Source organism: Shewanella fidelis ATCC BAA-318, assembly GCF_000518605.1.
Lineage (GTDB): Bacteria > Pseudomonadota > Gammaproteobacteria > Enterobacterales > Shewanellaceae > Shewanella > Shewanella fidelis.
Genome location: NZ_JADX01000010.1, coordinates 15,654 through 34,256 on the forward strand (window position 1 = coordinate 15,654; position 18,603 = coordinate 34,256).

21 protein-coding genes are annotated in these 18,603 nt (G+C 42.2%); 9 read left to right on the plus strand and 12 right to left on the minus strand.

Features of this window, described 5'->3' with window-relative positions:
• Nucleotides 1–22 precede the first annotated feature (22 nt).
• From cpdA to nudF, 3 genes are all read right to left on the minus strand, one after another.
• Entirely contained in the window at nucleotides 23–862 is an 840-nt protein-coding gene (cpdA, locus tag L884_RS0104755) for a 3',5'-cyclic-AMP phosphodiesterase (protein WP_028766412.1), read from the minus strand.
• A gap of 21 nt (nucleotides 863–883) precedes the next feature.
• Nucleotides 884–1,237 carry a DUF1249 domain-containing protein gene (locus tag L884_RS0104760; protein ID WP_371411738.1) on the minus strand — a complete coding sequence of 118 codons (354 nt, stop codon included), beginning with the start codon at nucleotides 1,235–1,237 and terminating at the stop codon, nucleotides 884–886.
• A 130-nt stretch (nucleotides 1,238–1,367) separates the two neighbouring features.
• Entirely contained in the window at nucleotides 1,368–1,979 is a 612-nt protein-coding gene (gene nudF / locus L884_RS0104765; protein ID WP_028766414.1) for an ADP-ribose diphosphatase, read from the minus strand.
• 289 nt (nucleotides 1,980–2,268) lie between these two features.
• Here nudF and tolC point away from each other — a divergent pair, with 289 nt between their 5' ends.
• On the plus strand, nucleotides 2,269–3,585 hold the full coding sequence (gene tolC / locus L884_RS0104770) for an outer membrane channel protein TolC (protein ID WP_028766415.1): 1,317 nt from the start codon (nucleotides 2,269–2,271) through the stop codon (nucleotides 3,583–3,585).
• 66 nt (nucleotides 3,586–3,651) lie between these two features.
• Here the strand turns inward: tolC and L884_RS0104775 are convergent, their stop codons facing one another.
• From L884_RS0104775 to L884_RS0104785, 3 genes are read right to left on the minus strand one after another with little or no spacing between them, the layout of a single operon-like run.
• Nucleotides 3,652–4,389: a TIGR04219 family outer membrane beta-barrel protein gene (locus L884_RS0104775; RefSeq protein WP_028766416.1), complete on the minus strand. Its 738-nt coding sequence runs from the start codon at nucleotides 4,387–4,389 to the stop codon at nucleotides 3,652–3,654.
• 2 nt (nucleotides 4,390–4,391) lie between these two features.
• The gene (locus L884_RS0104780; protein ID WP_028766417.1) at nucleotides 4,392–5,363 is read right to left on the minus strand and encodes a DUF2333 family protein; all 972 of its coding nucleotides are present in this window, start codon (nucleotides 5,361–5,363) and stop codon (nucleotides 4,392–4,394) included.
• A 12-nt stretch (nucleotides 5,364–5,375) separates the two neighbouring features.
• Nucleotides 5,376–5,861 carry a copper chaperone PCu(A)C gene (locus L884_RS0104785; protein ID WP_028766418.1) on the minus strand — a complete coding sequence of 162 codons (486 nt, stop codon included), beginning with the start codon at nucleotides 5,859–5,861 and terminating at the stop codon, nucleotides 5,376–5,378.
• A gap of 33 nt (nucleotides 5,862–5,894) precedes the next feature.
• On the opposite strand from L884_RS0104785, the gene L884_RS0104790 reads away from it, so the two are divergent.
• Entirely contained in the window at nucleotides 5,895–6,632 is a 738-nt protein-coding gene (locus L884_RS0104790) for an enoyl-CoA hydratase-related protein (RefSeq protein ID WP_028766419.1), read from the plus strand.
• A 169-nt stretch (nucleotides 6,633–6,801) separates the two neighbouring features.
• On the opposite strand, the gene L884_RS0104795 is transcribed toward L884_RS0104790, so the two are convergent.
• From L884_RS0104795 to dusA, 3 genes are all read right to left on the minus strand, one after another.
• On the minus strand, nucleotides 6,802–7,002 hold the full coding sequence (locus tag L884_RS0104795) for a PspC domain-containing protein (protein WP_028766420.1): 201 nt from the start codon (nucleotides 7,000–7,002) through the stop codon (nucleotides 6,802–6,804).
• 126 nt (nucleotides 7,003–7,128) lie between these two features.
• Nucleotides 7,129–7,437, minus strand: coding sequence for a hypothetical protein (locus tag L884_RS0104805; RefSeq protein ID WP_028766421.1), 309 nt, complete (start codon nucleotides 7,435–7,437; stop codon nucleotides 7,129–7,131).
• Between the two features lie 257 nt (nucleotides 7,438–7,694).
• Nucleotides 7,695–8,711 (minus strand): tRNA dihydrouridine(20/20a) synthase DusA, encoded by a 1,017-nt coding sequence (gene dusA, locus L884_RS0104810; protein WP_028766422.1) that lies wholly within the window; start codon nucleotides 8,709–8,711, stop codon nucleotides 7,695–7,697.
• A gap of 391 nt (nucleotides 8,712–9,102) precedes the next feature.
• On the opposite strand from dusA, the gene L884_RS0104815 reads away from it, so the two are divergent.
• Nucleotides 9,103–9,492 (plus strand): hypothetical protein, encoded by a 390-nt coding sequence (locus L884_RS0104815; protein WP_156925654.1) that lies wholly within the window; start codon nucleotides 9,103–9,105, stop codon nucleotides 9,490–9,492.
• 28 nt (nucleotides 9,493–9,520) lie between these two features.
• Here L884_RS0104815 and L884_RS0104820 read toward each other — a convergent pair whose 3' ends face one another.
• A complete protein-coding gene (locus L884_RS0104820) occupies nucleotides 9,521–9,880 on the minus strand; it encodes an HMA2 domain-containing protein (protein WP_028766424.1) in 360 nt (119 codons plus the stop codon).
• Nucleotides 9,881–10,174: 294 nt separating this feature from the next.
• On the opposite strand from L884_RS0104820, the gene L884_RS0104825 reads away from it, so the two are divergent.
• The 5 genes from L884_RS0104825 to L884_RS0104845 are packed head-to-tail and all read left to right on the plus strand — an operon-like array spanning nucleotide 10,175 to nucleotide 13,934.
• The gene (locus L884_RS0104825; protein WP_156925655.1) at nucleotides 10,175–10,477 is read left to right on the plus strand and encodes an HMA2 domain-containing protein; all 303 of its coding nucleotides are present in this window, start codon (nucleotides 10,175–10,177) and stop codon (nucleotides 10,475–10,477) included.
• The gene (locus L884_RS23210) at nucleotides 10,474–11,286 is read left to right on the plus strand and encodes a YtxH domain-containing protein (RefSeq protein ID WP_211239193.1); all 813 of its coding nucleotides are present in this window, start codon (nucleotides 10,474–10,476) and stop codon (nucleotides 11,284–11,286) included. Before L884_RS0104825 ends, L884_RS23210 begins: the two co-directional genes overlap by 4 nt.
• Nucleotides 11,283–11,588, plus strand: coding sequence for a magnetosome protein MamC family protein (locus tag L884_RS0104835; protein ID WP_028766426.1), 306 nt, complete (start codon nucleotides 11,283–11,285; stop codon nucleotides 11,586–11,588). Before L884_RS23210 ends, L884_RS0104835 begins: the two co-directional genes overlap by 4 nt.
• Nucleotides 11,581–11,865, plus strand: coding sequence for a hypothetical protein (locus L884_RS0104840; RefSeq protein ID WP_037410428.1), 285 nt, complete (start codon nucleotides 11,581–11,583; stop codon nucleotides 11,863–11,865). The genes L884_RS0104835 and L884_RS0104840 overlap by 8 nt, the downstream gene beginning before the upstream one ends.
• The gene (locus L884_RS0104845; RefSeq protein WP_028766428.1) at nucleotides 11,865–13,934 is read left to right on the plus strand and encodes a heavy metal translocating P-type ATPase; all 2,070 of its coding nucleotides are present in this window, start codon (nucleotides 11,865–11,867) and stop codon (nucleotides 13,932–13,934) included. The genes L884_RS0104840 and L884_RS0104845 overlap by 1 nt, the downstream gene beginning before the upstream one ends.
• Nucleotides 13,935–13,983: 49 nt before the next feature.
• On the opposite strand, the gene L884_RS0104850 is transcribed toward L884_RS0104845, so the two are convergent.
• Both L884_RS0104850 and L884_RS0104855 read right to left on the minus strand, forming a co-directional pair.
• Complete coding sequence (locus L884_RS0104850; RefSeq protein WP_028766429.1) at nucleotides 13,984–14,931, minus strand: LysR family transcriptional regulator; 948 nt, start codon at nucleotides 14,929–14,931, stop codon at nucleotides 13,984–13,986.
• Nucleotides 14,928–15,893 (minus strand): LysR family transcriptional regulator, encoded by a 966-nt coding sequence (locus L884_RS0104855; protein ID WP_028766430.1) that lies wholly within the window; start codon nucleotides 15,891–15,893, stop codon nucleotides 14,928–14,930. The genes L884_RS0104850 and L884_RS0104855 overlap by 4 nt, the downstream gene beginning before the upstream one ends.
• A 428-nt stretch (nucleotides 15,894–16,321) precedes the next feature.
• On the opposite strand from L884_RS0104855, the gene L884_RS0104860 reads away from it, so the two are divergent.
• A complete protein-coding gene (locus tag L884_RS0104860; protein ID WP_028766431.1) occupies nucleotides 16,322–18,499 on the plus strand; it encodes an OmcA/MtrC family decaheme c-type cytochrome in 2,178 nt (725 codons plus the stop codon).
• The last annotated feature ends 104 nt before the right edge of the window (nucleotides 18,500–18,603 follow it).

Below are 18,603 nucleotides of genomic sequence, written 5' to 3' on the forward strand. Positions count from 1 at the left end.
TCACACTGCAGCCGTATCTTAGCTAGTAACCGCCTGCATCTTTATCGGGAGAGAATGTTTCACCCGGCACCCGGTAAACATTAGTAAGAATGCTACCATCGGTTTTAAGCTCCAGCAAACGGTATCCAGGTTGCAAAGCATCAAGCGCGAAGTACGGTGACTTGGGCTTAAACTGAATACAGGTCGACGGCGTTGCCATTAATTTAATTAACCCGTGAGGTCCTTGATGAGCACTTTCAATGTTTTGGTGGATATGTCCCCACAATAAGCCTTTCACTTGAGGATATTGAGAAACAGCCGCAATAAACTCTTCACCGTTATCCATACAGTGCTGATCTAACCATGCGCAACCAGCCAAAATTGGATTATGGTGCATGACTAATAAAGCATGACGCTCTGGCTCTGCCGCGATAGCTGATTCTATCAGTGCCAATTCAGATTCAGACATATGCCCGCCTGGACGACCACGCACCGTTGAATCCAACATAATGATTTGCCAGTTGCCCGCTAAAATACGCTTCTGGCCAAACATGTTTGGCCCTTGCATATGTAAATTCATTATACGCGGATCGTCGTGATTTCCCGGCAGATAATGACAAGGTAGTCCTAGCGGCGAGATAGCATCAACAAAATTATGATATGATTGAATGGAGTAATCTTGGCTAATATCACCTGTCGCCAACATAAAGTGGGCAGGATAATTAACCGCAGAGATAGTATTAAGCACAGCACCTAAGCTTTGAGCAGTATTAACACCAAGTAGCTGCGCTTCAGGATCGGCAAACAAATGTGGATCTGTGACTTGCACAATTCGCACACTTTTTGTTTCAGAAATTGAATAAGAGACAGCTGCTTTTAGCAAATTAATTACCCAATAATGATATCAACTAATAAATTTAGTTAAGTTATCAATCCTTAATAACTCTTCTAGAAAAGCATTAACTTGGTACTTTTCATCCCGGTGATGCATATGTATATTTGGATAATCATACACTGGTCGCAATTGGTAAATCTGTTGACTAGTTAACACTTCTGCTAATTTAGCATCATGATAGATGCGCACCGACACCTTAGGTGTAGTCACTAACTCGTGATTACCAACACAACGCGAGATCTGCACCAACTGAGTGTATTTCGTGTTTTCCAATAAACAAACATCAAGCTGGCCAAACTCACCCGTCACGCGCCATTGTTTGCCTTCACTAGGCTCAAGAGTCAACCAGCGTTGAATATGCATATAGTTGCGCCCGCAAAGCGCCAAAAACTGGCTCACATTAGGCTGATATCTATTTCTACTGTTTAATACTGCATTTGACACAACGATAAGTTCCGCAATGTTACTGATAACTTTTTAACGCTTAGACGACTCAACCTGCCTGTTCGATGATAGTTTGGTAATTAAGTTGCAACCAGAGCAAGCCGATCACGGTAGAGGCATTATTTATCTTACCATTAAGTACCAGCTGATAGGCAGTCTCACGACTTAAAACATGCACTCGAATATCTTCATCTTCGGCATCGAGCCCGTGAAGTCCGTCCGCTTCTGCAGCACACACCTTTGCCCAATAAAAATCAAAGCGCTCACTGGTGCCACCCGGACTTGAGAAATATTCATTCACTTTAGTGAGTTCTTGCGCAGTTAAACCTGTTTCTTCTTGCAGCTCACGATGTGCTACATCTGTGGATGTTTGCCCTTTATCAATCATGCCAGCGACTAATTCTAACATCCAAGGCGTTGTAGCAGCCTCAAAGACCGGAATGCGGATCTGTTCAATTAACACCACTTGATCAGTAATGGGATCATAAGGCAACACAACTACCGCATGGCCGCGCTCAAATACTTCTCTAGTAACAACGTCACTCCAGCCTCCTGCAAATAGACGGTGCTTGAAGCGGTACTCTTCCATTTTAAAAAAGCCTTTATATAGGTTTTTTTTACTCAAAAGCTCAACGTCATCACGGGTAAAAGTACTGTTCATTTTATGTCCTAAACATACTTGTTTATAAAGGTATTTATGCCACAATAAAGCCAAGTCTAAATATTAATACTATGATGAAAGCAGTACTAATCATAAGCATTAAAAACTGTTACACTTCTGAGTTGACTTAGAAATTGTAGGTTTTTACTATTTAACCCACTAAGTTTAGATGTATTGGGAAGCGTCGGGAAGCGCAAACCGTCTTACATTTTGTTATATGTAAGGCATAGCTAAACATAACAAGTTAAATTCGCTCCTCAGTGGAGAATTTTGTCTAAAAGGACAGCAAATGAAATTCAAGATCCGTTCTCTATGTGCCGCACTGACATTAGCAGCGACTGCACAAGTCGCCCATGCCGATGACCTTCTGCAAATATATCAACAAGCATTGACTAGTGATCCTGTTGCGCTTCAAGCTAAAGCCCAGCGTGACGCGTTATACGAACAGATTGAAGAAAACCGTGCACCATTACTACCAACAATCAGTGCAAACGTTGGTTACGATAAAGCATGGAACGATCCAAGCGATGACAGTAGCGGTATTGTTGGTGGCGTAACCCTTAATCAAGTTATCTACGATCACAGTGCATGGGTTGGCTTAAGCCTAGCTGAAAAGGCCGCATCTCAAGCGGACTCAGCTTATGCTTCAGCACTGCAAAACCTAATCATTCGCGTAACGAACGCCTACTTTGACGTATTAACAGCCAAAGATAACTACGAGTTTCAAGGCTCTGAGAAACGCGCAATTGAGCGTCAGCTTGAGCAAACTAAGCAACGCTTTGCTGTGGGTCTAACCGCGATTACAGACGTACATGAAGCACAAGCTCAATACGACTTAGCAAACGCGACTGAAATCCTAGCTGAAAACACATTAGCAAACAGCTATGAAGCACTACGTGAAATTACAGGTATTGATCATAAGAACATCAACATCTTAGATACTAGTCGTTTCTCTGCTACGGCGGTTGCTCCAGCGTCTTCTACAGACTGGATCAAAATGGCTGAAACCAATAGTGTTGACTTGATGACAACACGCATTGGTAAAGATATTGCCGAAGAAACCATTACACTTTACAAAGCTGGCCACATGCCATCACTTAGCTTAAATGCTGGCTACCAAAAAGGCATCGAGCAAGATCGTGGCGGTGTCAATCAACCAGACTTTGATAATGGTACACTTGGCGTAACACTTAGTATCCCAATCTTTGAAGGCTTCAAAGTGTCTTCAAAAGTTAACCAAGCACAATATCAATACGTAGAAGCAAGTGAGAAGCTTGAGCAGACTCACCGTAAAGTGGTTAAAGATGTACGTAATAACTTCAACAACGTAGGTGCTTCAATTAGCTCTATCCGCGCTTATGAGCAATCTGTTATCTCTTCAGAAAGTGCTCTTAAAGCAACACAAGCAGGCTTTGAAGTCGGTACCCGTACTATTGTTGACGTACTAAACCGTACACGTGATCTTTATGATTCAAAGCGTAAGCTATCAGATGCTCGCTATGGTTACATCAATTCAATCCTAGCCCTTAAACAGGCTGCAGGTACATTGAATGAAGATGATATTATGGCAATTAACAATGGTCTTATGGCTCCACCAGCAAACTAAAAGCCATTCTTAAACACCATAAAAAAAACCGCCTAACGGCGGTTTTTTTATGCTTGTATCACTTTATTAGAACACGAGTTCCACACCAGCGAAGTAGCCTTTAAACTGCATATCAGCAGTCACGCCATCAAAGCCGTTTACGTCAAATTTAAAGTCACGGTAACCGGCACGAATACGGTAATCTAATGCTGTACCATCAAAGTTCCAACCTAAACCTAGAGAGTAGTCATACACGTTAGACTCATCAACGCCCATCATGATGTCTGTAAAACCGTATAAGCCAAGACCTGGAATACCAACTTGTGCGTCGATATAACCCATTACAATACCGCTATCGATATTTTTGCTTTCAGGGTGACCGGCATCAGATACACGGAAATGACCGTCCATCTTCTTATATGCCGCACCTAGATCTAAAGATACGATATCGTTATCTAAGATCTCATAGTAAAGTACGAAATCTGTGTTGCTAAGATCAGCATTAGCATTTACATCGCCTTTGAAATTATGCTCGTTAAAAATGAAGTCTGCATCGCTCATCTTACCGTCTGCATCTAGGCTGTTTTGTCTGATCTTAACATTTGGCACTAATGGGATTGGATGCTCAACTGCAACCCAAATGCTGCCTTGAGAAGATGAGTCATAATTGAACTCTTGCTGAGCACGACCTCTTTCAGCAAAAGAACCGCTAGTATCAGCTTTCCAATAATCGCCACCAACTTTAAAGCCAACAACAGTTGCAGCTTGAGCTGAAGTGCCCACTAAAGAGCCTAATAGTGCACACGCCAATAACGTCTTTTTCATAATTAACCTTGAGTCAATAAGTTAGTTAAATCGATAACCGCGGCATTTGCGCGGGATATATAATTTGCCATCACTAAAGAATGATTGGCAACAACCCCGAAACCAGAACCATTAAGGATCATAGGGCTCCATACAGGCTGTTGTGTTTCTTCTAGCTCACGAATAATCTGACGCAGACTAACTTGAGCATTTTTCTTTTGTAAAACATCAGCAAAATCAACTTCAATGGCTTTCATGAAATTAAGCAGTGCCCATGTCGCACCACGCGTTTCATAAAACACATCATCAATCTTCCACCAGCTGGTTTTGATCTCTTGTACCCCAAAACCCGGCGTAGACTGTCTGGCTGAGCTGTCACCTGATAAATCAGTATTCAAACGCTCTTGGCCAACACTTGCCGATAAACGCTGTGACATGCTACCTAAACGTTTTTGTACTTCTTTTAGCCACTCATTCAGGTTATCGGCACGGGCGTAAAACTGTGCGTCAGCATTCTCTGTCGCCATCATACGAGCGCGGTATAATTTAAGTAGCTTTATTGCATCACGATACTCACTCTCTGCACTCGGCACTAACCAGCTTGTATGCTCAATATTTAGCTTTGAATGCGCAGCTAATAGATCTTTATCTGCGGTAGATTGTGATTGTGAGCGGCTAAACTCTTTGCGCATAATAAGCGCTAAATCACGAGCCTGCTCAATTGCACCAAACTCGAACGCAGGCATATTATCCATAAAGATTGACGGTGGTGTGACATCATTAGATAACCAACCACCTGACTTATCGAGTAAAGCCTCTACCGTTAAAATCAGTGAAGTTGTTGTGGCATAGCCTACAACCTGTTGCCCATTATCTTGGCTATAAACAGTTTGCTCGATCGGGTCAGGTTCGATACTCCACCAAATACTAATGAGATAACCAATTAAGAACACGACTGCTACCGCGGCCAAAACCTTTTTCCATGTCACTTGCATCGAATTTACTCCTTAATGGTGATGGTGGTGATGGTGTTGTTCCGATTCACTTGTGTTGGCTTGCTTTTTTACTGGTAAATTAATCTGTTGCTCAGTGCCATCAGCAAACTTCAATGTCAATGCAACGCTAGAGTCCACCTCTAAAGGCGACCGTAATCCCATTAACATAATATGATTTCCAGATTCAGACAGAACTAAACTTGCATGAGAGTCTATATCAAAGCCTGCTACTTGGCGCATTTTTATCATGCCATTTTCTTCAATTAAGGTGTGTAACTGAGCTTCTTTAACAAATGGCGCCTCAACTGCGACAAGACGAGTCGCGTCACCATGGTTTTCTAAAGTGAGGTATGCCGCAGTATTCGGTACTGTTGCAGGCATAGCCCTAACATAGCCATCAACAAGTACCACTTGCGCCATAGTTGTGAAGGACAAGCAACTCAACAGAGCGATGTTAAACAGTTGTTTGAATATTCGTTTCAATGTCATAAACTCCATGTAAACCCAATTCGCAGAATGAGGACATAACGAATGAGCACGATTCAAGTTAGGGACGATAATGGTGTAAGGATCATTACCTTTAATCGCCCGGATAAGCGTAATGCAATTAACCTACAAATGTATACACAGCTAACAGAATACCTTATCCAAGGTGAATCGGACAATGAAATTCGAGCCTTTATGTTTCGCGGTCAAGCGGATTGTTTTACCTCAGGAAATGATGTCGCCGACTTCCTGCAAAATAGTGGCTTAGGTGTCGAACATCCCGCATTTCGTTTTCTATTTTGTCTGCTCGATCTGCAAAAACCTGTCATTGCAGCCGTAACAGGTGCTGCAGTCGGAATTGGCACAACCATGTTGCTACACTGCGATTTAGTGTATGCCGACAATAGTGCTAAGTTTCAGCTTCCTTTTGTACAACTGGCCCTCGTCCCCGAAGCCGGTGCAAGCTTATTGCTCCCTCTAGCGATTGGTCAAGCCAAAGCCAGCGAGTTATTAATGCTAGGAGAAAGTTTTAATGCTGATGATGCCTTTACCTATGGGCTCATCAATAAAGTGGTGAGCTCTGAATCTATTTTTGATTACACTTTAAAACGGGCACATCAACTAGCATCCCAACCACCTATTTCATTGCAATCGACAAAAAAACTAATTCGCTACAACAAAGAAGAAGTTCGTAAGCAGATGGAGAGAGAACTTAAAGAGTTCGAACAAAGGCTTGCAAGTGATGAGGCTAAAGCTAAATTCGCGGCATTTTTAAAACGTTAAATATAGAAGACTAAACTTAATCAGCTTTTAGACGCGGATGCTAGCAAGTTACAGGTTAGCATCCGCATTAATGTAATATTATCACCACAAAATCTACGACTTGCTTGATAACGGTTAGAGGGTTCAATCTGCATATGAGTGTCCTCGTTTTCATTATTAGAGCAACTCACTAGCAAGGCTTTTGCCACTTAGGCAGTACCAAAGCTAATACAAAGTAGACCAACAATCCCATTGCAGGATTACAAAATATTGCCACTGCACATACTACTCGTGTCCATAGGCAAGACCACTCGAACTTATCAGCCATCGCGGCTGTGACACCACATACTAACGTTCGAGGATCTTTCAAACGTTCAACAAAACTTGCCATCTCATACTCCTTCTTTTTAGTCTTCTAATTTGTGCCAATCAAGTGAGCACACTAAGCAAGCAAACATCACTAAGCTAATGATAGGTAGCAGCAACATTGCAATAAATTGAGCAAAGAACCACATAACTAGTCCTTGGTAATTGCAGTTGTTACCAGTGCTTGTTCACTTTTCTCTGCGATCTGCTGCTTGTTAGCCAGCTCACGCTCTTGGCCCATATCAAACATCATTTCAGACATCTGCGATTGGATTGAAAGGCTCAGCTCCGTTTGCGCCGAATTAATCATCTCCTGCATTTGTGAAGAGATGTTTTGCTCAATATTATTCGCAACATCGGTGATTAAAGAGTTGTCGGCATTCGCTGTTGCGCTTACACCAAACATTACAGCCGTTAATAAAGAAGCTTTAAGAGTTTTAGATACAGTTGAGTTAAACATAATGGATTCCTTTTCACTTTCGCTTAATTGTATGTTTGTGTACTCGACGCTCAGATTTATCGTCTTAATTACACATTCCTAAATTACAATTAGACTAATACAAGCAGCGTGCCAACTTTTAAAACTATAGCTAAGCAACTGTATTTTAATGAAAATAACCACTAGTGATTTAAAAAGAAGAGTTGTCGAAGATTTAAACAAAGTAAGATATTAGTGAAACTCACCAAGCACTGGTGAATTTCACTAATCGCGCTAAATTACAAGCTGACTATATTATCCATTGCAGCTCTAGCTTGAGTGATCACCTCAATACCCGCACCTTGCTTGTGAGCGTTTTCACTAATATGACGGCGCCAGATCCGTGAACCGACTTCACCTTGGAAAAGACCAATGATATGGCGAGAAATATGGTTCAAGCGCCCACCTTGCTTAAGGTGTACTTCAATATAAGGCAGTAATCTCTCTAATACTTGATCACGGCTAAGCACTGGTGTGTTCAATCCACATAGTTGCTGATCTACCTGTGCAAGAATATATGGGTTTTGGTAAGCCTCACGACCAACCATAACACCATCAAGTTGGGCTAAATGGGTTTTGCACTCCTCTAGCGTTTTTACGCCACCATTAATCGAGATATTCAACTGTGGATAATCACGCTTGAGCTGATATACACGTTCATAATCTAATGGCGGGATTTCACGGTTTTCTTTAGGACTTAAGCCTTGTAACCATGCCTTGCGCGCATGAATAATGAACTCTTCACAGCCTGCAGCTTTAACGGTATCGATCAATTGAGTCAGAAACTCATAACTGTCCTGCTCATCGATACCAATACGTGTTTTCACTGTAACCGGAATATCAACCACTTGCTTCATTGCAGATACACATTCTGCAACTAATTCTGGCTCTGCCATTAAGCAGGCACCAAAGCGACCGTTTTGCACTCTATCTGACGGGCAACCAACATTTAGGTTAATTTCGTCATAGCCACGCTCGCCAGCCAACTTAGCACACGCAGCCAAATCTTGTGGATTTGAACCACCAAGTTGTAATGCCAAAGGATGCTCTTCTTCGTTATAAGCTAGGTAATCACCACGACCGTGTAATATCGCACCTGTGGTCACCATTTCGGTATAAAGTAGGGTTTGCGATGACATTAAGCGCGCGAAATAACGATAATGTTTATCGGTCCAATCCAGCATCGGCGCGACGCTAAATGTGCGATTAATCGGCATAATTTTTGAACCTACCTTTTGACTTACTTGTGATTTCATTTGGCTCTTCATTTTCAATATTGGATTCAATCTAGCGATGCTTTTCCTCAACGTTTAACCGCTAGCAAGCTGTAACGCTCACTCAAACAAGGTCAAATCATTTGATACACTCAATACTCAATGAAGAGTCAGCTTTGTAGAGTTATGGGATATTCGCGTAGAAAAAGGACAGCTATTATACACTCGTATGCTTCATTTCCAAAAAACCAAACCGCTCTTGGGTATCAGTATTAAGTTTTCTAAAAAAATCAAGCTTAAGCGCCAACCTAAATGAGAATGGTATTTATTTACTTTGTAAAATTTGCTATTTTATGCTGAAAACATAAACACATTGGTGGTCATAGTGGGCTCTAAAAACGCGCTAAAAAAGCTAATCAAGAAAAGCAAAAAAGTGACTAATAGTTCTCTAAGACATCTAAACTCACTTGCCGCCAATGGGGATAATAGCCAGCAGGTTTCATCAAGTTTAGCCAGCGAGCTTAATCAACTTTCATACAAAGTTATTGGTAATGTTGTTCAGGAGCTAACGCCGCCTTTATCTCCTATCCTTTCATGGTTCAACGAGGGGCGCTCAGCCAATCAAGCTAACACTTCATCAAAGTCTACAGGTCCGGCAACAACGCTGGATAATGCAGCAGTTGTAAAATCAATAAAAATAATGCCTAAGAAATCTGTCTCGATTTTGCAGATCCCATTAAAATCCCCGCCGTGTAAACGTTGCCCAGCCAAAATGGGAGGCAACTGCAAATGCGCCGCTAAGAAACTCAATATTAGCCTTTAGCTAAAATTCGTTTCTAGTCAATCCGACTTTAGGCACTCATAATAACTCGGCTAACCGATGGCCCTACAAGGCGCGATAACGCAATTCCAGCGATCCCTTTGACTAAGGTTTTTGTACCAATAATGGCTGCATTCTCTATAAAGTTCCGAGGTTGATCTTGCTCTAACCAACCGTGGCTCTCTACGATTTTAAGTAAATCCTCACAACCAATTTCTTTATCATCGAAAGTAATTGCAACCGAGCCTGCGTGTAATTTGTGCTTAATATGTTTAACAGCTTCAATCTGCTGTAATTGATGCAGCAGTGCCTCTACCTCGGCTCTGTTATTACGAATAAAAGCTGAGCGAACCCTCAATCTTTGCTTTGTTTTATGAATATAAACACTCATTAGCACACCTATAACTGATAATCATTATCATTCAGTAAGAGATATTATCACCGCTATACTGTGAACGTAAAGTATACAAATGCCATTACTATCAATTTGGTCAATAAAATCTACGCAAAACTATCAACCTGTAGAAAACTTAAGGATTTGCTAATGTTATCAATTAAATAAATTAATTATCACACAGTATAAATGGTGTAAATAACTCGGTAAAAGCGTGATCTCAAACAAAATATACGACTACGACATTCGTATAATGATTGAATGGATAAATATCTAACTAAAGTGCTGAAGATGAGACGTTGGGTGGAAATAGCACACCACATACCTGGTCGTATTCGTCTTAAATACAAAGTCGGGTTAATGGCCCAACTCATGCAGTATAACTTAAAGGATGTTGATGATGTGGTTGCACAGATACCAGCCTTCTTAAGTTACAAGCTCAATAAATCAACCGGTAGCATCGTCATTGAATACAATCCGGAGCTCATATCTGCTGCCGTCATAAATGATCTTTTTGGTGAGTCAGACGAGCGAGCCACGGACGCTTATCACCTACTTGCTGAATATTTACAAGCTGAAGGAATAACTCAATGAGTCACTATTATTCACCAGAGGGATATCAGCCGCAATTCCAAGCAACTTCTGCCAGCGAAGCAGCTACAGAACAACAGCAGCAAGCGGAGTTTGCTCCCCATAACTCGCAATTCCCTCCAGGTTATGTGCCACCAGCTTATTACGGGCAGCCGCATGGTACTGCAGGCCAATCAACCCCTCCAAGTTTTTACCCGCCGCATATGACGCCTAGTCATGGGCATTACCCGTATCCACCGCAATATTACCCACCACACTACTATGCGGCTCACCAAGGATATCACCCTATGTGTAACCATCCACATATGATGCATCCTGCATATGTTCCACCTCAGGTACCACCAACACAACCAAGCTCTACGACTGAAGATAACGGTCAGTTTATGGAACAAGCACAAGCGATGCTTGAGCAAGCGCTTGGAGAAGATGCTGGTATGTTTAAAGATATTTTAGGGAGTTTAGGTATGAACGATAAAGAATTTTGGAAAGGCGCTATGATCGGCGCAGCTGCTGCTCTATTACTGAGTAACGATAAAGTTCGTGGCAAACTGTTTGATGTTGTGTCGGGCGCTGGTGACATGTTGAAAACCGGCGGCAGCAAAGTGAAAGATGCTGCAAGTCATACTGCACAAAACGTAAAAGAAAATGTCACTAACAGTGGTGAAATTTTCAAAGATACTTATAGCGCAGGCAAGCAAGGTTTTAATGAGTCTGTTGAGCGTCACTATCACCCCGCAGAAGCTATACCAGCAGCGCAACAAGAACAAGCAGAAGATACCACTACAGCCACAAAAGAAGTTACCCCAGCATGAGTAACTCAAGCAATCTATTGTGCCCAGCGAGTCGAGCTTCACTCGTTGGCGCCATGGTTGGTGGTGGCGCAGCAGTAGCAACACGTTGGCAATCCTATAAAGAAGGTGAACTGGCTATTAATGAATTAGTCTGGCATAGCACTAAATCTGCCTTACAAGCCGCCGCTATTAGTGGTATCACCACCTATGCCGCAGAAAAAATGGCTGGTCGCTCTGCGCTATCCTTAATGACTATCCTTGCTGCAGGCGCTGCTAGCCTTTACCTCGTAGATCAACTTTCAGAGAGAAATCCCCATGAATAATCACCCTCACTACGGCTATGGACATTACCATGTTCCCCCAGAACAGCATCAGCCCCGGTATAAGACACAAAATAGCAAAACTCACTTTGCTATGGGGTTAGCTGCTGGTGCGGCAGTGGCATACTTATTAACTAACAAAAAAATCCAACAAAGTGTCGCTTCTACAGGAGAAAAAGCCTGGTCATCAGTACAGGGCGAGCTAGAAGAGTTAAAAGAGCGCTTAGAAGACACTCAAGCCGAACTCGACTATTACCGTAATCTACATAAAGGTGATTAATGCTTTCATTGCGAATTAAGCATCATATTCCAGGACGGATCCGCTTTAAACTGGATCGTTCGCAAACGCTAACTGACTGTGGTGATTGGATAAAGCATAGCCTCATGGCTATTCAAGGACTTAGAGCTGTAAGAGTTAACGAAGACGCTTACTCTATTGTTATAGAGTATGACGATAGCTTACTTACTCCAAGCACTATTGAGGCAAGGCTAATAGAGCTTAATCTGGACGAGGCTGAACTTACACCTTCTGAGCACCAGTACACTCGTGGCGACATAGCCATGAATATAATTGGTACTTTATCTGCGGCACTGCTTCCTGGTAAATGGGGGGCAATTTCAACTGCAACCCTGATTGCGCCGACAATTTTTGACGGTGTTGCAGAGCTCAAAAATAAACAGATAACCGTTGAGGTACTTGATGCTATCGCTGTTGGGTTATCTGCATATCGCGGTGACTACCGTACCGCAATGATGACGCAATCTTTGATTAGTCTTGGCGAATACATGGAACAAGAAACCTGTCGTAAAAGCGACAAGTTACTTGCCGAGCTAATGCTTCCACAAGCAACTACCGTTTGGCGTATCACTGAAGACGGCTGTAAACAGCAAGTAAATTCCGACTCCTTAGTCGTGGGCGACATCATCGAATTGTCCCCCGGCAGCGCTATTCCTGTTGACGGTATCGTTATTGCTGGTACAGCTCTAATAAACCAATCTAGCTTAACAGGCGAAAGTGTGCCCGTCCGTCGCGAACTCGATGCTTATGTTTATTCTGGCACTAGCGTGCATGAAGGCACTATAAAAGTACGTGTGGATAAAGTAGGTAGCGAAGCAACAACAGCCAAAATCGCCCAGCTGATTTACGACTCTCTAAGTGAAAAGAGCGAAATTCAACAAGTCACCCAAGATATGGCTAATCGACGCGTCAAAATCACTCTTGCTATGGGAGCTGCAGTCTTTGCTCTGACTCAAGATATTAATCGAGTCGCATCAGTTTTTCTGGTCGATTATTCCTGTGCACTTAAGCTAAGTACTCCGGTAACGTTTAAGTCGATTATGTATCGAGCAGCCCAACAAGGTATTTTGCTCAAAGGCGGCAGCGCTATAGAAAAATTAGCTGAAATCGATGTCTGTGTATTTGATAAAACCGGCACTCTTACTTACGGCGATATGGAGGTCACTGATGTTGTGCCATTTAATTGCTCTGGAATAAGCTGTGCTAAAGATCTTTTGGCCATCGCAGCCTCTGTTGAAGAACATAGTAATCACCCATTGTCACAAGCCGTTGTCAATGCTGCAAAGCAACACCAATTACCCCACATAGACCACGGAGAAGTTGAGTATGTTATTGCTCATGGTTTAAAGAGTACGGTCAATGAGCACTGCCTTGTTATGGGCAGTCGTCACTTTTTAGAAGCCCATGAAAATGTCAACTTTAACGAGTTTGAGCCTGAAATACGTCACTATGAAGCGCTAGGACGTCACCTTATTTTCATCTCTCACAAAGGAGAATTAATGGGAATGATAGGCTTACGCGACCACTTACGTGAAGATGTCAAACAAACCTTAAGCGAACTACGAGCATTAGGGATCCAGCAAATCATGATGATCTCTGGTGACAGTATCTATAAAGCGAATATGTTAGGTGAAGAGCTTAAGTTAGATCACGTATTTGCAGAGGCAACTCCAGAATCTAAATCCAGCATTATCGATTCACTGCAGCAGCAAGGACACAAGGTGATGTTTATTGGTGACGGAGTTAATGATGCACCAGCCTTAACTAAAGCAGATGTAGGCATTGCCATGTGTAAAGGTACCGAATTGGCAAGACAGGCTGCAGATGTGGTTCTACTTCAAGACAAATTAGCTGGTGTATCTGAAACTTATCACCTTGCTAAAATCGCGATGAGGATGATTAATAACAATATAAAAATTGCAGAATATGTAAATAGCGGCATTATGCTTGCTGCAGCGCTTGGTTGGCTTAACCCAGCCATGAGTGCGCTGTTGCATAATGGAACGACTCTCGGGATCTTGGCCCGATCATTAGCCATAAAAAACCAATAATACTAACCTAGTGGCAAAACTGAGCCACTAGGAGTTTTTTATTACACAATTATTTATGCGATGACACTATATAAGTTTCTAAACTTTGCTGCAGCCACAAAGGCGCGATAACTTTCCCGTCTAAAGATCGCTTCAACCACAAATAGACCGTTGGGTGACAGAAGCCTTGCAATAAAAACTTATCTTCAGCGTAATCCATTTTTTGCGCGCGTAACCCACTAATACTCGATAGAAAATCTACCGCCGCCTTTACACCAACAATCATAAACGCATCTGAATTGAGCAAACTGCTTGCTGCACTACCAAGATCGGGAGCGGTTGCATAAATTTGCATAGGCTTATCTTGCGCCTTTGCATATACCCCTATTGGCGACTTATTTGCGGGAAATGGCATGGTAACTAACTTGACCATAGGATAGTCAATCATGTTATCAATAGTCGGGTTTTGCCATATCGGATGCCCTTCTCGCGCAACTAATTGCCCTCCTCGATGTTGAATAATCGGTTTTGATAACAGCTCTTTTTTGGTCGAATGCCTGAAGCAAATTGCAGCATCAATTTCACCATCAACTAACTGCTGTTCACTGCGTTCAGACCAAGCTTGAGTTGAAACTGCAACGTTTGGCGTAATACTATGTTGTACCTCTTCGATGACGCACTGCGCTAAGCCAATTTCTAATTGCGGAACAGTACTAATAACGATTGACGACTCAGCCGCACAAATACTATTAATCGCATCACTTTCTATACTATTGGCACAAGCTAGCATTTCAGCAAAGTCATCATATAAAGCATGTGTAAGCTCTGTAGGCACCAGTTTATTATTTTTACGAATAAACAATGGATCATCAAAGACTTCCCTCAAACCGTTCAGTGCCCTGCTCACCTTTGGTTGAGATAGACCTAAACTTGAGGCGGCATCTGTTGTGCTATTTTTGAGATATAACTGGCAAAAAATCTCAATAGCACTCAGGTGAACACTAGATAATTTCTTCACAATGCGTCCCCCGATTTTACAATGACATTCGCTTGAATATATTTTTTGATCTCTTCACTTACCCACTGTGGATAATTTCTATCATTGCGCATCTGGGTTAAATAATAATGGTTTTGGCCACTGCGCTGAGAGATCTGTGAGCTAAAACCATTGTCCAATGCTACTGCTTTGATGTCACCACGCCTACAAAGGAACTCAATTGCATCGCTATGGTTGAGCAAAGCAACTGCATTAGTTTGCTCCAACTCAAGCATCAGATCTGCTAGAAAACACACTTTCAAAACCATATCTAATTTTCGTTGGGTATCTAGCGCATAGGAAGCTAACGGATCGATTGCATCGTGGAGCTCATTACTCGAAAAGCTGATATAGGGATAATCACATATTGCATCAATATCAATTGCCCTATTGCCCGTAAATAAAGGGTGCTCAGTTCTTGCCATTAACACATAGGAGTCAGACTTTGTGATTAAGTCTGACGAGATCTGCTCAGTATTATAAGGGCAACATGTCACTGCGATATCGACATGTTGCTGCTTTAACAAATCAACAGTATTACTGCTGCAAGCTGTTAGATGAAAGAGGAAATCCTGCTGCTGAGCGCATGCCTTTTGCTGCAGAGCATGCAGTAAATTAAGCGATAGCGATGAAGGACAGGCAATCACCAGCTCACGCTTTCTAGCGGATTGATAACCAAGATCTGCCTGTTCACATCGCTTAGCTAACTCAACAATGCGTTTCATTTTCGGATAAATATCATCGGCCAACTGGCTTCGTTCAAATCCTTGTTGTTTACGTACAAACAATGATGCATTCAAAGAATGCCTTAATGACTTTAAACTTCGGCTGACTTTAGAAGTTGGGACGCCTAAAGCTTGACTAACAGCTGTGGCGTTAAGTGATTCATATAAGAGAACAAACACCTGAATATCAAAAAGATTGTTAGTACTTAACTTATTCATTTGCCCTCTATTATTACTGCAGCAGCTCACAAACTAATCATTAAGTCATTAATCTAGCTCAATCTTTACACCTCAGATATCAAACTCATCGATTTTCGTGAGCAGTATATTAGCCATTACGTAATTTTGTGACTTATGTACACTCTTTTTCACCATTCATAACTTGATGAATTTTGGATTTGCAAAATTTGAAATTTACATTTTCAAATTTTAAAAACAACCACATACAACTGAAACCGCATCGAAAATTAATTTAAAATGTCAAACACCACCACCTCGACGATACATAAAACCAATACCACTCAAGATAAGGGTGTATACCACCAATTGGGTACACCAAAGCAAAAGGTGATCAACCTCATATCAACATCGAATTACGATTAATAACATCTAGATAACCAAAAATGGTTAGTTTTAAGGAACGTATGATGATGATAATGAAAAGAAAAACATCGTTAGCCCTGTTGATTGGCTCAGCAATATTAATCTCAGGGTGTTCAGATGGTGAGGATGGCAAAAATGGTGAAGACGGTAAGCCAGGTGGTGATGGCGATCCGGGTACTTCAGGTTTACATATCGACATGGCGAATGAAGCCATTGCAACAATCAACAATGCCAGTTATGCCGATGGCATTATTACAGTAGATTTTGAATTAGAAAACCAACAAGGCGTTGGACTATTTGGCTTAAGCCCAGAAAACCAATATCACGATTTTCGCTTTTCTTTGGCCCAGCTAGAAACCACTCAAGGTTCAGAGCTAAAGCAATGGATTTCATTACTCAATGAAACAACTAACGATGAAGGAACCACTTTCGAACAAGGCTTTGAGCAGATAAAAAACTGTGCCGAGTGCTTAGTTGACCATAAAGATGGTAGCTACACTTATACCTTCAGCACCAATTTAACCACCGCAACAGATCCTGCTGGAGTGGTATTTGAACCTGCACTAACTCAACGCATTGCGATTGAAATGCAATTTGAATATGCCTCTGGTCATGAGTTAGCCGAGAATGCACACTACGACTGGATCCCAGCAACAAACTCTACTGAAGGCGTTGAAACCCGAGATCTAGTTACCTTAGAGACCTGCTATACCTGTCACCAACCAGATAGCCTAAAGGCACACGGTGGCCGTCGCTTAGACATGGAAAACTGTCAATCATGTCACAATGGTATTGTGACCGATCCAAATGCTGTTTCTGTAGAGCTAGGCCATATGGTTCACGCGATTCATATGGGGCCTAATCGTGAAGGTAAGGATGCTGAGGGTAATGTCGTCCCTATGCCTTACACCATTGCAGGCTACGGTGGCGATCATGCATTCGACTACCCAGCTTTCCCAACGAAACCTTTCATGGACTGTGCAACTTGTCATGTTGATGATGAAAATCTGGCAGATAAAGACCTATGGTTAGCAAACGCTAACGCTAACGCCTGTACTGGTTGTCATACCGACTCTCCGGCACAGCACAAGTCTGATAAGAACCCAGCACTCACTTGTACAGATTGCCATAGTGCAGCAGTACATACTGACCATAAAAAACCTTATGAAGCGGCTGAAGCCTATGATGTTGAAGTCAGTAACGTCACTATCAACAACAATGAAATCCGTTTTGATGCAAAAATCATCGATACTAACGGTGAGCTTGTTGCCAAAGAAGAGGTTTATAAGCAAGGCTATAGTAAGCCTTACATGGTTGTCAGCTGGGATGTTGAAAAAGACTATCCGGACTATAACCAATCACCATACAGTGAGCGCCGTATCGACATAAAAGATGATACTAAAGCCACTTGGAATGCTGATAATACAGTCAGTGTAGTTGCGACAATGAACTTCCCAACTGATATCGCTTCACGTTCTTTAGAAGTGTTACCGGTACTTAAGGTTTGCTTTGAAGAAGGCACGATGACTCGCACCGCATGCGATGCCGATAACGCTTACCCTGCTTATGTGCAAACCGATGCTTATCGTGCAGTACTGAGTGATCCTGACGCTGTAGTGGCTGATAGACGCGCTATTGTAGACGAAGCAACATGTTTTGGCTGTCACAGCAAAGAGTTCTACCATGACTCAAATGGAGTGAACTGTATTGCTTGTCATACCAATGATAAGAGCCTCAAAGGCAATGGTACAGCAGATAACGGTGTGGCCTTACTCAAATCTACCAGCTTTATGTATAAAGCCCACAAAGCTGAAGGTCATGACAATGGTCACGGTGGCAGCGGTACGATTCTGAAAACGGACTGTACAACATGTCACTCAGCAGTTGAGGGTTGGGGTGGTAAAAACTACGGCTTTGAACTTGGTCGTAACTCAGGTCAAGCGCATGCGCTACCTAGTACTCAAAAGCCTGCTGCAGGTGAAGTAGTCGAAACTTGGTATGCCTCTTCTGATGTTGCTGCATGTATGAGTTGTCACCAGAAATACATGTCTGATGCAGCTATGTCACACATGAGAAGTAACGGCGGCTACTTTGGTGCTAACAAAGACGCCGACCACATGGTCGATGTCAATGATGCTGGTAACGCTAAAGATGCTAAAGAAGCATGTGCGACTTGTCATAGCCCAGAGAAAGTAATGGAGCACCACGGCTTTAGTTTATAAGCTAAAACAGGTCTATTCCTAGCAATAAATGAGGCGTTACTTTATCACTAACGCCTCTACTCCCTGCAAAAAACCAAAGGCACCAATGGTGCCTTTTTTGCTCT